12 protein-coding genes and 1 pseudogene are annotated in these 16,207 nt (G+C 49.9%); 9 read left to right on the top strand and 4 right to left on the bottom strand.

Annotated features, from left to right (window positions below):
- Positions 1-292 precede the first annotated feature (292 nt).
- Positions 293-505, bottom strand: coding sequence for an RNA-binding protein (locus tag COW20_08365; protein ID PIW48681.1), 213 nt, complete (start codon positions 503-505; stop codon positions 293-295).
- Complete coding sequence (locus COW20_08370) at positions 498-944, bottom strand: DUF962 domain-containing protein (GenBank protein PIW48711.1); 447 nt, start codon at positions 942-944, stop codon at positions 498-500. Before COW20_08370 ends, COW20_08365 begins: the two co-directional genes overlap by 8 nt.
- Before the next feature lie 77 nt (positions 945-1,021).
- On the opposite strand from COW20_08370, the gene COW20_08375 reads away from it, so the two are divergent.
- The 6 genes from COW20_08375 to COW20_08400 all read left to right on the top strand — a co-directional run bounded on the left by COW20_08375 (position 1,022) and on the right by COW20_08400 (position 10,397).
- Positions 1,022-1,642 carry a hypothetical protein gene (locus COW20_08375; protein PIW48682.1) on the top strand — a complete coding sequence of 207 codons (621 nt, stop codon included), beginning with the start codon at positions 1,022-1,024 and terminating at the stop codon, positions 1,640-1,642.
- Positions 1,643-1,646: 4 nt separating this feature from the next.
- A complete protein-coding gene (locus tag COW20_08380) occupies positions 1,647-2,252 on the top strand; it encodes a hypothetical protein (GenBank protein ID PIW48683.1) in 606 nt (201 codons plus the stop codon).
- Entirely contained in the window at positions 2,239-2,808 is a 570-nt protein-coding gene (locus COW20_08385; GenBank protein PIW48684.1) for a hypothetical protein, read from the top strand. The genes COW20_08380 and COW20_08385 overlap by 14 nt, the downstream gene beginning before the upstream one ends.
- Positions 2,796-4,016, top strand: coding sequence for a glycoside hydrolase family 1 protein (locus tag COW20_08390; protein PIW48685.1), 1,221 nt, complete (start codon positions 2,796-2,798; stop codon positions 4,014-4,016). Before COW20_08385 ends, COW20_08390 begins: the two co-directional genes overlap by 13 nt.
- Before the next feature lie 410 nt (positions 4,017-4,426).
- Positions 4,427-6,133, top strand: a complete 1,707-nt coding sequence (locus tag COW20_08395) for a hypothetical protein (protein ID PIW48686.1) — start codon at positions 4,427-4,429, stop codon at positions 6,131-6,133.
- 79 nt (positions 6,134-6,212) lie between these two features.
- Positions 6,213-10,397, top strand: coding sequence for a hypothetical protein (locus tag COW20_08400; GenBank protein ID PIW48687.1), 4,185 nt, complete (start codon positions 6,213-6,215; stop codon positions 10,395-10,397).
- Here the strand turns inward: COW20_08400 and COW20_08405 are convergent.
- Complete coding sequence (locus COW20_08405; GenBank protein ID PIW48688.1) at positions 10,394-11,083, bottom strand: NAD-dependent oxidoreductase; 690 nt, start codon at positions 11,081-11,083, stop codon at positions 10,394-10,396. The genes COW20_08400 and COW20_08405 overlap by 4 nt on opposite strands.
- Before the next feature lie 301 nt (positions 11,084-11,384).
- Between COW20_08405 and COW20_08410 the strand changes: the two genes are divergently transcribed.
- A complete protein-coding gene (locus COW20_08410) occupies positions 11,385-12,374 on the top strand; it encodes a hypothetical protein (protein PIW48689.1) in 990 nt (329 codons plus the stop codon).
- Positions 12,375-12,428: 54 nt separating this feature from the next.
- On the opposite strand, the gene COW20_08415 is transcribed toward COW20_08410, so the two are convergent.
- Positions 12,429-13,376: an NAD-dependent dehydratase gene (locus COW20_08415; protein PIW48690.1), complete on the bottom strand. Its 948-nt coding sequence runs from the start codon at positions 13,374-13,376 to the stop codon at positions 12,429-12,431.
- A gap of 466 nt (positions 13,377-13,842) precedes the next feature.
- On the opposite strand from COW20_08415, the pseudogene COW20_08420 reads away from it, so the two are divergent.
- Both COW20_08420 and COW20_08425 read left to right on the top strand, forming a co-directional pair.
- A pseudogene (locus COW20_08420) lies at positions 13,843-14,925 on the top strand (transposase).
- A gap of 378 nt (positions 14,926-15,303) precedes the next feature.
- A complete protein-coding gene (locus COW20_08425; GenBank protein PIW48691.1) occupies positions 15,304-16,203 on the top strand; it encodes a hypothetical protein in 900 nt (299 codons plus the stop codon).
- The last annotated feature ends 4 nt before the right edge of the window (positions 16,204-16,207 follow it).

Below are 16,207 nucleotides of genomic sequence, written 5' to 3' on the forward strand. Positions count from 1 at the left end.
CTTGGGCTTTGCCTAAGCTTTGTTCCTTGACAATAGAATCGACATGAGGTTGTTGCGCTGAAATCCCGCGCAACGTAAAGTCGCTTGGGTGTCCTTGATATAGGAACACACCGAGAGCTTCGCTCTCATGGCCCGGACGGGGCCTTGTGCAACTAACGTAACGGGTTGCCGTATGCGTTTGCACAGAAGCCGCTGCTGCTTTAGCTGGCGGAGTCGTCACGGGAAATCCTTTCACAGCCTGACGAAATTTATCTGCACTATACCAAAAACACAAGCCACTCGCAGTAGAATTTCAGGCCTTGACAACCTTGACTTCGCGCCCTTGGTAGGCCACGACATCGCCTGGATGTAATTTTTTACTGCGACGGGTTTCAAGTTCGCCATTCAACATCACTTCGCCATTTTGAATGGCATATTTGGCCTCGCCTCCCGTTTGGCAAAGATCTGCCAATTTAAGAAATTGAGCCAGTTCAATCACTTCTGTTTGAATCGCACATTCAGACATAATCAGGCAAATCCTCTGCATCTTCTTCCAAGGCATCCAAATCAGCCCATTCATCAAACTCTTCGGTTTGGAGCTGCTCTGCTTGAGTTGCTGAGTCAGCTTCTGATTCAGCCTCCAGAAGTATGCGTTGAATTTCTTCGTTCATACGCCCTGTCGCCATCATGCCAAACATTTTAAAATCTCCACGCAAGGAAAAGAGGGGGTATTTAAACGTCGCGGGGCGATTTTTTTCAACCACAAAATGCCCCATCCAGGCGAAGAAATAGCCCAAAAGGGGTGCCAGCAAAAACAAGCGGGGACGCCGCCGCGAAGCGGCCAGCGTAGCACAGCCCAAAGCCAGGCCCGTTCCCAGAAAATGCAATTTCCGGTTCAGTGGGTGTTTGTGCTCCTGCACGTAAAAGGGCCAGAATTCCTGAAAATTTTTGTATTTCTTCTGCATGGTATTCTCCTTGCCCTGATTCTCTGTGGCCATCAGAATATAGTATACTACAGCATATTTTCAGCAAGGCACAGGGCATGCAAACCAGTACAGAAAACAGCTCTTTTAGTGGTGTTGCTCCAGATCAAACTTCTGGTCAGAATGCCTGTTTAAGTCAGGAATTCGTATTTGAGAACTTCTTCAGCGTTGAAGAGTGTGAACAGATCACCTATCTCGATTTAACGGTTTATCAGGCCGAAGTCAATTACCATAACCCTGAAAAAAGCCTGAGCCAACTGAATCTGAAGCATCGCAACGCCCTGAACAAAGCCATTCCACGCCGCCCTGAGTTTGAATGGATCTACGGTCGCCTGATTCATAAACTTCACCAAGTCAACCGAGATTATTACCATTTTGACCTGCGCTCGATGAGCGATCTCCAATTACTGGAATATCAGAACACAGGCTTTTATGGCACCCATGTGGACATTGGGACAGGCGCTATTTCCAACCGAAAATTGACCATGGTGACCTTTTTAAGCTCTCCCGAAGATTACGAGGGCGGAGATCTGGTTCTCAAACCCAAAGGTCTGGCAGTGCCACAGAAACAAGGATCTCTCGTGGTTTTTCCTTCGTATATGCCCCATGAGGTCTGCCCTGTGACCCAAGGAATTCGACACAGTCTGGTGGCCTGGATTACTGGCCCCTGTTTCAGGTAAACACATGCAAGAACAAAAAACCACAACGACGCCTCAAGGCTTTGAAATCAACGATGATTTGATGCGGGCCATGTATTACCCAGATGTTTTTTCACCCGCTGATTGTGAAAAAATTCTGACTTTAACCACCGATCCCAATCTCTCAGCCCTGTTTAAGGAACAAACACGGCAGAAGATGCCGGACTATTATCAGCAAGCCAATTTCAGCACTGAACTGCTCCCCTATATTCCTGAAAACAACTGGATTTTTGATCGCCTGGGCAAAATTATTCATACTATCAATCAAAAATACTATCATTTTGAGATTGAAAATCTGGCAGGAACCCAACGTGTCACCCTGGCACCCGAACAAGGATTAGACTGGCATTTGGAAGTCGGCCAAGGCGAGTTTTCACTGCGAAAAATCAAACTGCTTATTTTTCTTTCAGATCCCGACAGTTATACCGGGGGTCTGATCGAGTTTGGCAGCAGTTCACAACGCACCTATCGCCAAAGTCTGGGCGGAGTTTTGATCTACCCCACCTATTTTATGACCCGAATTCACCCGGTACAGACAGGCCAGTTCCGCTTTTTACAAACCTGGGCCCTGGGCCGGAATGCCTTCCTTTAATAACAGTCCCCTGCTCGATCAGGCAGCCAGCTGGCCTGGCTTTCTTTCCGCTGCAGAGTGCAAAAACCTGAGCACCCTTCCAAATAGCTTTCAACCGGCGCGTGTCAAAGACATTGCGCAGGACCGGGTGGAACTGCGCCCTCAGGAACGCAAAACTCAAACTTTCAGCATTCTGGATACCCCCGAGACCCATTGGCTATACCAACGTTTGAATTACGTTCTGAATGAGCTGAATCAACGCTGTTTCCGTTTTCGCATTCAATATTTTCTGGCCCCTGAGGTGCTGAAATACGAGCCAAATGGCTTTTATGCGCCCCATACCGATTTGGGCCGGGCAGAACTTTCTTCACGCAAGCTCAGCGCCGTGACCTTGCTTTCTGACCCCCAGAGTTTCAGCGGAGGCGAACTGATCTTTTACCCCCCCCAAAAGGATTTAAACATCGCCCAAGGCACCCTGCTGCTCTTTCCTGCCTGGCTGATTCACGAAGTGCGCCCCGTGTTGACTGGCGAGCGTTACTCATTGGTCACCTGGATACATGGGCCATGTTTCCGCTGAATTTCCCCCCTGATTTTCTTTGGGGAACAGCCACTTCGGCCTACCAGGTCGAAGGTGGCATTCAAAATGATTGGAGTGAAGCCGGAATCGACGCAGGCCAAGCCTGCAATCACGTGCAACGCTACGCAGAGGATATTGAACAGGCCGCAGCCTTGGGAACCAATGCCTTTCGGCTCTCGCTGGAATGGGCAAAGCTGGAACCAGAGCCAGGCGTTTGGGACAGCGCTGCAGAGGCGCACTACCACGAGGTGTTTAATCAGCTAGAGGCATCAGGCTTGACCCCCATGGTTACCCTCTTTCATTTTACCTTGCCCCTTTGGCTGGCACGACGAGGAGGCTGGCTCAACCCTGAAATACTGCCTGCCTTTGAGCGCTTTGCCGGCCGCATAGCCACATGCTTTGGCAAGTATGTAAAGTATTGGGTGAGCGTGAATGAACCCGTGGTCTATGCCTTTAAAAGCTATGAAGAGGGCTCTTGGCCCCCCTTTCAAACAGAACGCAGGAAGGCTCTACAGGTTTTTTTGCATTTGCTTCAGGGCCATGTTCTGGCAGTAAAGCAAATCCGGCGCCAATCACCCACAGCACAAATCGGAATTGCCAAAAATCTGACGCTCTTAGAACCCTATCGCCCTTGGCACCCTGCCGATCAGGCCCAAAGCCGGTTTCAAAACAAAATCTTCAACCAAGCCTTTATTGAAGCCCTGATCACAGGCGTCCTCAAGCTTTGGGTGCCGGGTGCAGGCAAAATCAGTTTACAACTGCCGCCAAGCGACAGGGGTTGGTTGGATTTTTTAGGTATCAATTACTATACCCGTTTCAAGGTCAATGCCCAGGGAGCACATTTACTCAGCCCCCAGGCTGTGCTCAGCGATCTGGGCTGGGAAATCTACCCCGAAGGCCTCTTGAAAATGTTGCGGCTGGCAGACCAATGGAGCGGGCATTTGCCCCTGTATATCACCGAAAATGGCCTGGCTGATGCATCAGATTTACAGCGTGGCCCCTTTTTACTGGCACATTTGCGGGTTCTCAGCCAGGCCCTGGCAGAAGGCCTGCCAATCAAAGGCTATTTTCACTGGAGTCTCTTGGATAATTTTGAATGGGCCGATGGGTTTGAGCCCCGTTTTGGGCTCTTGAATGCCGAGCGTCAGTGGCGCCCCTCTGCACGGCTGTATCAAGGCTTGATTCAAGCTGCCCGTCAGCAGAGATAGATCTCTAAAAAAAAAGCCGCCAGAGAGGGGGGGGGCTTTTTTATCACTTTAAGATTTTTTGAGAATACGAACCCAGGTAGCCCCTTCTCCCATCAATACCAGAATCAGGACAACCAGTGCCACTGCACTCAGGATTTGAAAAACCATGCATTCTCCGTGATTTTATAGCGAGAGCAGGCCTTTCCTGCCGACGCCTGTTACATTGCAGCTCAAAGTGCATGCCGGAACCAACCATTTCAATGCACTGCGTCAATGGTGATTAGCATAACACAGCCTCTTTCTGATGAGGAGGAGATTTCCTGCACAGAAGTTCAAGCAGAATTCAAATCCACTGTTTTGAGAATTTTAAAATGAACTTAAAGGCCGAAAAATAACCAAGACATGAGCCTTTAGCAAAAGATAAGAAAACAATGACAGATCTACATTTACAGATAACAGCCCCGCAAGCCACCCTCACCTGCCCAACAAATCAGGCACAGCCCAGAACAGCAAGTACCCACCCAATAAGCTCAGCTCAGCGTACTGAAACAGCCCTAAAAAAAACCGATCAGTTGCAACTCAAGTCTCCCCAAATGCTTCCGCTGGCCATGCCTCTGCTCGATGATATTCTATTTATAGGTCTGAATGGCAGCAGTACGCTTGAAACCCAAGCCCTAAAAAAAACAAGCACGGCCCCGATTCATCCTATTCCAGGCCAAGCCCATTATGAGATTGTCTTAAACAAGACCCGTGTTTCTTTGATTGATTCAGAAAGCCTTTCAAAGCTTCAACTGCCTCCTGAAACTGAAGAGAAACTCAATAGCTTTTTAATCGATTTCTATGTCAAACAATTCTTGTTCAGTGAAGAAGGCGAGAGCCAGAGTGAAACAGCCGCTTTTGTGACCCGTCGCGAAGCGCTTTCAGAAAAGATTGCAGAACTGCAACTCCCAGCAGACCTCAGCGAGCAGCTATTTGACCAACTCAGTCATCAAACAGGCGCTTTGATCAGCGTTGAGGGCCAATCTCTCAATCTGCTCTTTCGCGAAGATATTGAAACCTTTGTCAAAGCACTGCAACTGCCCCAGCCACAAACAAAGGCCCTAAGAGATCTGCTCAGTTCACCGGGAATGGCTGTCAATGCCCGCGACGAAATGGCAAAGTTGATCTGTATCTTTGCCAAGGCTGAAAAAGGACAGGCCATTCCAGAACGCTTGGTCATTTCAGGTCACAGTACTGGAGAGAGTTATTTTGGCCTGAGTACAGGCGAAGAATTGCCCACGGCCAATCTGCGCATGCAAGATATTCTCAACCTGGCCCGTATTCTACCCAAGGCAGCGGCTCAGATTCAAGATATCGCGATTACGGCCTGCAATGCGGGGCATGCCCTGCATGCTGAAAAATACCAAAGGGCATTTCCCCACTTAAAAACCTTTATGGGTTATGCCGGTTCAGCTCCAGGTTCTGCTTCTGGTGCTGTTCCCCATCTCAAAACCTGGGAATCAGCCACACGCGGAAACTCTGAAAAATTGAGCCCCCAGCTGTTTCAAAATTTCAGAAAAGGTGAAAATGTCGCTACCTGGACCGCTTCACAGGGCTACCTCATGGACAGTAAAAAACAAGCCCAAAAAAATCTGCCTGAATTCATTCACGCTGTGAATTCGCGCATAGAAGACTATTACCTACAGGACAAAGCGGTTACAGACCCCCAACACGGAGAATTACGTGAACTCAATTCCAATATTCAATTGGTTTTGGGCAATACCCCCAACTTGAGCGAGAAAGACCGCCTCACGCTGCAAAGCGCTGCGAGCCGAAGTATTCGCCTACTTTATTTCAAAAATATTGCCAAAAATTTTAATCGGGTTTACAGCCCCCAAATTCGAGCCGCTTACCAGGCAGTAGGTCTTGAGCCCGTCTCATTTGAAGGACTCTCACGCGCCGAATGCCGCGAAGCCGCCCAGAAAATACATCGCTTGCGTGAAAACCTGCACAACCAAGCCTCAGCACTTTCTTCACAGGCAGATTCTCTGCCTGCTGAACTGTCGGCTCAAATCAAGGCCCTCAGCAACTTAGATGAATTGCTCAGCAAAGGCTTAATCGGACTCGAACCGGAGCTAATTCCTGAAACTTGGTTATAGCATGTCCTTTTCAAGCTTTTTGCATAGGTATGTTATGCTGAGCTAAAAATTTTGCCCAAGTGCATGGCAGAGGTCACGAATGGAACTCCCTTCTCTCTCTTCTCGGGAACAAGCATTGCAGGAGTCTCTGCTTGCACAGGGGCTGCTCAGCCCCACTGAATGGCAGGAGATTTTAACAGCCCGAAAACAGGCCTGGGATCAGGCTCTGGAAAGTTTAAACGGTCGCCAAGCCGAAATTTCACTCGAAACCGGCAGTCTGTGTCTGCGCAGTTTTCCCGATTTGCAACTGAAAAACAGTCTGGCACTCGAAATTCCGATTCCCCAAAAAAACCAGGCTAGCTGGGGCCGAGACATGATTGGCCTGAACCCTGAAGATGGCCGCCTGCTGGAATGGTTCAGCCTGCCTGAAACCTACGCACCCCAATTCCTGATTCCCGATTCAGGCGAGATCAGCCTGGGTTTCAGCCGCCCAGATCAACCCTTTCTTGGAGCCAGTCTTGCAGCTTTTGATCTCAGACATTCCTCCCAAGCTGAATTTAATCCTTGCGATCTCTTTATTTCACCTGGTAAACGCCTGTTGCTGCTCAGCGACCGCAAGGCAGGAAGTGTTGAAATTGTCTCTCTGCTCACGGGGCGTTCGTTGGCCAAGGTTCCGATTCGCCCGGCAGGTAGTCTGCAGGCCATCAATATCACCTTCAGCCCCGACGAACAATGGGCCTACCTGACCGATCAGATCACCACCAATCTGCATATTTTGGAATTGGGCTCTTTTCGCATACGCAGCCTGCAAACGGGCTTGGGCACCTTGGGGAATCTAGTCTTGGCCCCCGATCCGCGCTACCTCTTTTTGCTGGTGATCAAGCCCAGTCTGCGTTTGCTCTATTTTGAGATTGAAAGTTTTCAAATCGTTCAGGAACTGAATCTCAAAGGCAATGCCTTCAGTCAGGTCAGCGACGCCCCTACCGATCTCATGCATCTCAGCCCCGATCAAGCCTATTTAAGCGTCTTGACCAGCCTCGATGAACCAGCCCCCCTGACCCCCGTGGTCAACGTGATTCGCACCGAAACGATTAAAACCATTCGCCGTTTTGCGATTAAAGACGGCTGCAGGCCCGCTGCACTGGTCACCGGTCTGCCCAATCCTTTGCAGGAAACAGCCTCTCGCAGCCTGAACAGTTGGCTTGAAAGCAAAGTTCCGGCTGCAGAAATCCGGCGGATGCAAAGCCCTCTGGCCGCAGCCCCCAGCACGCAAAAAAAAGCATCAGCTCCTGCCTACCAAGCACCCCTTGCGCCCCCCCTCAGTGAAGCAGAAAGTGCCGAACTGCTGAAGCGTCAGGCTCCTCCCATCAGTCTGCCAGCAGAAGCTGAGAATGCGCTGGTAGAATTGATGGTTCAGGCCTTTTATCAGGAAACGCTGACCCATCTGCGCGTGCATCCGGTTGAAATCAGGCGCCTGCGACAGTGCGCCCATGAACTGAAGCTCGAACTGGAACAGAAATATGCCGTCATGGCTGAGGTGGATGGTATTTTAGGCCAATACCACTTAAAAACCCTGATCACACGCGATGCCCTGGTGCAGGCCACAGGCCCGCTGATGGCGGGCGAGGCCAAAGCCTTCAGCCCCGAAAAGCTCTGCCCGATTTGTGAAGCTCCGCTCCAGGGGTCTGAACTCTGTCAGGCCTGTGGGTTTAAAATCACAGCGCCGCAAAAGACATCTGAAGCGACCCACCTCAGTCCCTCCAGCGAGGCTTTTGACCACCTCTTGCAGGGACAATTGCTGATCTGTCAGCCCGAGAGCGCTGAACTGATGCTCTTGAATAACTGGCACAAGCCGCTCTGGTCACATCCGGCACAAAGCACGGGCTTTACACAGCCTGTACACGCACTCTCTCTGCCCAATCACCGCTACCTCCTGACCGATCAGGCAGGAAAAATCCTGGAACTGAACAGCCTGGGAAAAATCTGTTGGGAAAGCAAAATAGCCCTGAATCAGCCCCGTTTGAGCAGTCTTTCTCAGGAAAATGGCGAAGATCTGTTTTTAATCGTTGAAGCCACCCGCATCATTGCCCTGGATCGTGAACAGAAGATTCGCTATGCCTGGGGCCCAGAAACAGGTTTGGAACTCAAATCCCCCCGTGATATTCAGCTCACGCCCCAAGAAACCTGCCTGATCACGGATCAGGAACAGGTCTTGGAAATCAATATGCAGGGTGAAATTCTGTTTGTTTGGGGAAGCAAGCAAGGGCTGAAGAAACCGATCTCAGCCCGTCGGCTCAAAAAAGGCACGGTTCAGATCATCGACGCAGAGCGTAGGGAAATTTTGCTTTTCAATCAAGCAGAGCTGCTTTCGCATTTCAGCTATTGGCCTCCCGAGAAGCCCACACCCGCTATGGAAAAAGCTCCCGTGCCAGAAACCGCACTGTATACCCCCACTGGCGACGTGATTCTCTTGAGCACGCACTACTGGATGCAAATTCAGCCCGAACTCAAAAAAATACGCTGGACCTCGCCCCTGCCCCGTTCACACAAAGAGAACCTGCGTCAGGTCACCCAAAAGAAAGGGCAAGGCCCTGCCAAGGCTCCTGTTTCGCCCCATATCGCCCTGCTCCAGCAGGTCTCGTTTTTAGCGGATGCAAATATGGAAATGCTTGAACTCTTGGCACAAAAGCTCAAGCCTCTGCGCCTTCCCAAAGGCGAATGGGTGCTGCATGAAAAAGAGTTGGGAAGCGCGATGTTTTTTATCGCCCAGGGAGAGGTGGATGTCATCAAAGAAGACAGTCAAAGCAAACTGGCAACGCTGGGAGCCGGGGATGTCTTTGGCGAAATGGCCCTGATTTTAAGTGAACCCCGCAGTGCTGGCGTTCAAGCCCGCAGTGAGCTAGAGTTGCTGCAACTGGAGCGCAGCGATTTTAAAAACGTGATTGTACGATTCCCCGCTTTGGCACGGGAATTAAGGGTGATTGCCCACAAACGCAAACTGCTCTCTCAACAACTGAAAACCTCACGCAACCAGGATGTTTTAAGCCGATTGAAATCGAAAATGGCTGTGAATAAACTGCGTGAACTTGCCTTTTTCGCAGGGGGAGAAGCCCCCTTTTACGATACCCTGGCCAAGGTTTTACGTCCTGTCGCCTATCTGCCTGAACAGGAGGTTTTTCATCAAGGAGAAAGTGGCGACACGCTCTTTTTTATCAGCCGGGGAGCGGTAGGGGTTTATATCGACGAAAGCCCCCTGCCCGATTATGAACTGAGTGTGGGCGACGTTTTTGGTGAAATGGCCGTAATACTTGAGCAGCCCCGCAATGCCAGCGTCAAAACCCTGGGATACTGTCAGTTCTATGAATTGGATCGGGCTTCGTTTGCACATGTTTGCCAACAGTTTCCTGATTTTGCCGAACGCCTGCGCAAATTGGCAGAGCAACGCGAAGCCATGAATCTGCAAGAGCGGGCTCTGAACGAAGTCAGGGAAGAAGTACAGCCATTAACACTGAATACCTCCCCGCTCTTTTATATCAGCCCCCTGCAGGAAAAAATTGTCGGACTCACCCCCCAAGGAGCTTTGCAGACAAGTTGGGGTGAAAGCCTTCACCTCTTTCAGCCTTTTCGTCTCAGCCCGGTTGAAGAAAATCTCCTGGTCTGTGATACCGGCAATGATCGGATTCTGCTGGTGGATCCTCAAACACAGAAAATTCTGCATGAATGGGGAGATCACCGCCTGGAACTGCAGCAACCCCGCTCAGCGGTAAAAACCCAGGATGGTTTTTACCTGATTGCCGATGAGGGCAATCAAAGGCTGATCGCGGTCGACACTGAGGGAAAACTGCTTTGGGAACATACCACTCCCAACGAAATTCTCAGCCCCTATTATGCTGAATTTACCCCTTCAGAAACGATTCTCTTTGCCGATGCCGCTTTGCACACCGTTCAGGAAGTCAACCGCATTGGAGAGGTGCTCTGGAGCTATGGTTCGCTTTTAATTGCCGGCTCTGGCCCCGATGAACTGTGTGAGCCCATGTGTGTACGGCGCTTGCCCCAGGGGGAAACCCTAATCGCCGACAGCGGCAATAACCGTCTGCTCTGGGTCAATTCGGCAGGGGGACTGCTGCGCAGCTGGCACCCGCCAGCCGACAGTCATTTCAGCAGCCCAGTACACTGCGAACCCCTGCCCAGTGGTGAAATTCTGGTTTCTGCAGCCAATTCAGAAACGCTGGTTTTGCTCAGTGCTGAAGGCGATCTGCTTTGGGAGCAGACGCTTAAACTTTAGGCCTTGTGATAAACCGGCAGAATCGCGCCACTCACGGCCCGTGCTTGAGCAGAAGCCAAAAACCCAATCACCTGTGCCAAATCCGCAGGTTGAACCCAGCGGCTGAAATCCGCCTCCGGCATGCTGGCGCGATTGGGGGGCGTATCAATAATGCTCGGCACGACCGCATTGACGGTTACTTGGGTTTCGCGCAGTTCCTGGGCCAAAGATTGGGTAAAATTCACCACTGCCGCTTTGGAGAGGGCATAGGCTGTCACTTCCGCAGCCCCCGCAAAAGCCTGACGGGCCCCAATATTGATCACCCGCCCAGCCGCTGAAGCCTGAAGCAGCGGTAAAAATGCCTGAGTGGTCAAGAAACAGGTGCGCAGATTTAAATTCAACATTTTATCCAGTTCGCTTTCAGGGGTTTCGCTGAATGCGCCCCAATAAAAGCCTCCGACTACATTTACCAAAACATCCAACCCGCCAAAACGGCTTTTGAGTGTTTCTGCAAAATGTTTTAAATCTTGACTGGAAGTGCCATTAACAACAAAAGCATGAAGCTCCTGCCCTTCAGGGCGCGCCAAAAATTCAGCAGAAGCAGGGCGCACATCGGTCACCAGAACCCGATCTCCCAAGGCCAGAAAATGCTCAACAACCCCAGCCCCCAATCCCCCGGTACCGCCTGTAATCAAAACTGTTCGCATAAGTGCCTCCACGGAAATCTTTGCAGTTATTCTAACACAGGCTCAAAACCATTCAGGATAAGAGCAGATTTTCAAAGCAAGCCGTATTTTTCCAAGATTAGGATTGAAAACCGCGTTGATTCATGAGGCGAGCATAGATCCCAAATGTAACCACCCAGTATAAACCCCTTATCATCTGGATTCTCAGTAAATTCTCAGCCCAACTTAACCACAACTTAACCATAATGTTACAGAAAAAGGGTTGAATTCGAGGATCGTAAGGGTTTTAATTAAGATAAGCTCAAGTAAAGGTTGTCCATTGATGAAGAATTTGTTCCGTCATGCACTCGCTTCCAGCTTCCTGGTTATTTTGGCTGCCTGCCAAAGCCAGCCCCTGAATCTCGCCCTGAACCAACAGGCGCTTCTCTCTCCAGCCCGCTATCAAGCGGCATCCCGCACCGCTCCCCGTGGCGACTGGTTTGCCCAGCTCTCCCCCCAATTGCAAAGCTATTATGCTGAAGCCCGTGGTAAAACCGGTGCTGAACTGTTTCAAGCCTTGCACACCATCATTTCTCGCAATACCACAGCCTTAGGCTATGGTGAAGCCCGCGCTTATATGTATGGCACTGCGGATAATTTTGCCAATGGCAATCAATCAGGTGTTGTGGGCGTTTACTCTAACCTGTTTATTTTGGGCAGGGGTGGAAATGGCAATGATTACCGCGAACAGGGCGACCTGAACAAGGATGGCACCGCTGGCGATTTTGTCAATTGCGAGCATACCTGGCCCCAATCTTTCTTTAGCAAGCAATTGCCCATGGTTTCAGATATGCACCATCTGTTCCCCACCCTGAGCAAACCCAATGGCATGCGCGGACATCATCCCTTTGGCATGTCCAACGAAGGTAAAATCGTATATTCAACCTCAGCGGGCTCCAAACTGATTGTACGCAGCAACCGTCTGAGTGCAAGCAGTGCACCTGAAACAGATAAATCCATCACGCCCTTTGGTGGAGCAGATGCCGTGTTTGAACCCACCAATACCCAAAAAGGCAATACCGCCCGAGCCATGATGTATTTCTGGCTGCGCTATAACGACCGCAATATCCGCGGTGGCGATTTCGATGCTCGCAATTTCTGGAACAACCGTTTGGGCATGTTCAAAGAATGGTCTGAACAAATCGATCCGATTGATGAGCGCGAACGCGTACGCCACGAACTGATTTTCAAAAAACAGGGCAATCGCAATCCCTTTATTGACATCCCCAATCTCGCCAGTTTGATTGGCGAACAGGCCATGCAAGCCCGCTAGGGTTTGGCCTGAATCTTCCCCTCCCCGGAGGCTTCTTGATAGAAGCCTCTTTTTTTATGCTTGAGAACGGGAGGTCGCCTGATACCAGGCCACCGTCGATTTTAAGCCCTGTTCAAGATCCAAGGGAGGCTGCCAATTCAATAAACGCCGAACCTTGGTCAGATCACAGGAAAAATGTGTATAAATTTTTTGATCCAGGCCAAGTACCGGGCCTTCAAGAATCGGCTTGCTGACCTCACACAGGGCGAGAGTTCTGCTGGCCAGCTCAGACAGAGAAATTTCCTGGCCCATGCCAAAGTCTAAAGTTTCACCCGCCAGTTGGGCCTGGGCCACCGCCAACAGAGCTGAGACTGCGTTATCAACAGGGCTGAGGTCAAGCGATGCTTGCAGAGAAGGCAAGATCACCTGTTCTATCAGGGGATCTAAAACCTGCTCCAAAATCCAGGGCAACAAAGAAGTTTCTGACTGGCGGGGGCCAAAAAGAGGAAAAAAACGCACTACATTCAGGTTGAGTTGAAACGAACGATAAAAGCTTTCTGCCAACATATCCGCAGCCACCTTCGAGGCCAGATAAGGAGAGCTGCCCTGCAAGGGATGTTTCTCGTCAATCGGAAGATAGAGCGGCGCGCCATAGACCGCCGAGGTTGAAGCGTGAATGACCTGACAATCCTGAGAAAGCGCTGCATGTAAAAGATTCAAAGTGCCCGTGACATGCGTATCAATAAAACGATGGGTATGCAAAATTGAATCTTTGAGTTGTAAATTAACCAGATGAAAAATCTGATCTTTGCCAACCACCCATTTTCGCAGGGTTTCGGGTTCAAGTACGTCACCAGAGATAATTTCAAGCTCAGAACGAATCTCGGCGGGTAAATCTTCGAGCCACCCCAAGCCAGAACCGGCATGAACCAAAGCCTGGACACTTACACCCGAACGAACAAGCGCTTCGCAGAGATGACTGCCGATAAATCCACCCGCACCGGTAACCAAAACCTGACCCATCGCTTGCTCTTCTCCCAGGGAAACTCTGCTTCATGATAACAGATTCATTTGTCGCAACGCAGGCCATGGCCCTTTCAGCGAGGCAAAAAATGACAGGCTTTGAGAGGCCAAATAAGCCACTTGAAAGCGATCTTAAAAAATAAATTCGTGACTTGTTTAAAAAACGCTCGGGGAATTCCCATCCTCATTTAGGGGACATTGTGTCCGAATGGTTATTGGGATGAGAAGAGCGACAGACCAGAGACTCAGTCGTTTACGTAGCAAGGTCTGTAATAAGAGCGTCCGGTTTACCGGACATGCCGTAAAGCCCCTTCCTCGCTTCGCGGTCCGCGCGTAGCGCTTCAGGTGGAGGAGCTCTGCCCGCATGGGTATATAAGGCACACCCAGCATAGCTGGGTCATAAAACCAATCTGCCACCGTTATTTTATGCTGTATTATTTAATGTAACATATTGTATAATATCTTTATGTTAGTGTATGAATTCAAGCTCAAAGGCAAGCCTTATCAATATCAAGCGATAGATGAAGCTATTCGTATTGTACAGTTTATTAGAAACAAAGCTGTACGTTATTGGATAGACAATCGAGGCGCAGGAAAGAATGACCTATACAAATTGGCTGCTTCACTTCCCAAAGAATTTGAATTCTCAGATAAATTGAACTCAACAGCCAGACAGCAAGCCACAGAAAGAGCTTGGAGTGCAATTTCTAAATTTTTTGAAAACTGCAAGAAAAAAATTCCGGGTAAAAAAGGGTATCCCCAATTTCAAAAGGACAACCGTTCTGTTGAGTACAAACAATCTGGTTGGAAACTGGTAGATGGCTGCAAACGCATCCATTTTTCAGACAAGTGCGGCATAGGCACTCTCAAACTGATTGGAAAACAATGCCTGAACAGTTTTCAAGACAAGATTAAACGGGTGCGTCTTGTGCGCAGGGCAGATGGATACTATGCCCAATTCTGTCTGGACATTGAGCGCAAAGAGCATTTGACCAGCACAGGCTCAATTGTGGGCTTGGATATGGGTATCAGCCATCTTTGGACAGACAGCAACGGCAATATCCTTGAAAATCCTAGAACTTTGAAACAAGCTGAAAAAGCCCTGAAGCAAGCACAGCGCAGAGTATCCCGCAAACAGAAGGGCTCCTCTAATAGAAAGAGACAAATCAAGCGATTGGCTAAAAAACATCTGAAAGTGCAAAGACAGCGTAAAGACTTCGCTATTAAAGCAGCGAGGGCGCTATACCAATCTCACGATTTGGTAGTTATTGAAAACCTTCAGATAAAAAACATGCTGAAAAACCACAATCTAGCAAAGGCTATCTCAGATGCAAGCTGGCATCAAGTTAAGCGTTGGCTAGAGTATTTCAGCCAAGTATTTTCCAAGGGTTTTGTCATTGTATCCCCCCATCATACCAGTCAAGATTGTAGTAGTTGTGGTAAACGGGTTGCCAAAAGTCTGAGTGAACGGGTGCATCACTGTGAATCATGCGGTTTGGAATTAGACCGTGACCACAATGCTGCACTGAATATACTCAGTAAAGGAATAGGTTTAGTTGGTACTGTGGGACACACAGAAACCAGGCATCTCAAAGATGTCGAAACGCCTGTGGAGAGACGAACCGCTGCTTAAATCTGGAAACAGACTTAAGTAAGTTTGCTCGGTGAATCAGGAACCCCCATCATTTAATGGCGGAGAGGATGTCAGAAGTGAACATAATCTGTCTCAGAAGATTTCAAAGCTGAAATCCCCCTGCTAGAAAAATGATGTGTGACGAAGCAAAGAAATTCCCCATGACAGAGATCTCATCCACAGGCCTGCAAGCACAGTTTATCAGCACAGCCAGTGAAGGATTGAGCCACCTTCTGTTCCAATAAAAAGCAGACAGAGCATCGGCTGTGACCTATAATAAAACAAGAGGTCAGCATGCAAATCTCCGCTTCTGTCAAACTTGAAACCACCCCTGCAGCGATTGAAAAAACGCTTGGCAAGCCGGTTCAAGCTGCAAAAACAGAAAGTGCGAGAGCGATACCAGCGGATCAACTCTCACTGCAGAGGGCCACAGGGCCCGTGCCTGAAAGCCCGGCACGGCTGAATCATCCGCTGCAGAATAGTTCTCCTGCAGTGGAAAGGCGCCTGCAGCGTTATTATGGCAGTGCCGATCCTGCAAAAATTCAAGCCCAGGCCCGCAAAATGCTGGGGATTGAAGGGGTTCTCCTGCCCGCCCCCCACCAGCGTCAGGCCAATTTTCTGGAGTTTGCCAGCCGCCATTTTCCGCCCCGGCCCAGCAAAGAAGATCCCTTTGAACTGCCCCAACATGGCCCCCAACCCGGCATGCCTGTCTATGCGCTTTGGCAGACCTACGCTCAAACCGACTATGGCGCGTTGATGATCGAGAAGGTCTTAAAAGAAGCGGGGGAAAAACCTTTTGTGGTGCGCGCAACAACGGAAGGCCCCCCACAGGGTTGGCATGATTTTATTCTGGTACCCGAAAACTTTCCCCGCAATGCAAACCAGTTTCGCTATGGCGGGCAGGCCATTGACCCCCTGGCCATTCTACACCACGAATTTGAGCATACCCGTTTTGGACGTTTTGAGCAGAGTGAAGCTCAAATGCTGCAGGAAGAGGTCCATGCCGTACGCGAAGTGGAAAACCCTGTGCGCAGCCTGAATGGCTTTGAACCCCGCTATACCTATACCCAACTCGATCCTGAGGGTCAGCCCCTGCAAACCGTCAATATCCTCAAGCCTGAAGTCATTCACCCAGGGGCCTGGCGCTTTGATCCAGAAGATCCGGGCCTGATGCTGCCCGCAGACAACAAATAAGGAG

This window comes from bacterium (Candidatus Blackallbacteria) CG13_big_fil_rev_8_21_14_2_50_49_14, from assembly GCA_002783405.1.
In the GTDB taxonomy this organism is placed as follows: domain Bacteria; phylum Cyanobacteriota; class Sericytochromatia; order UBA7694; family UBA7694.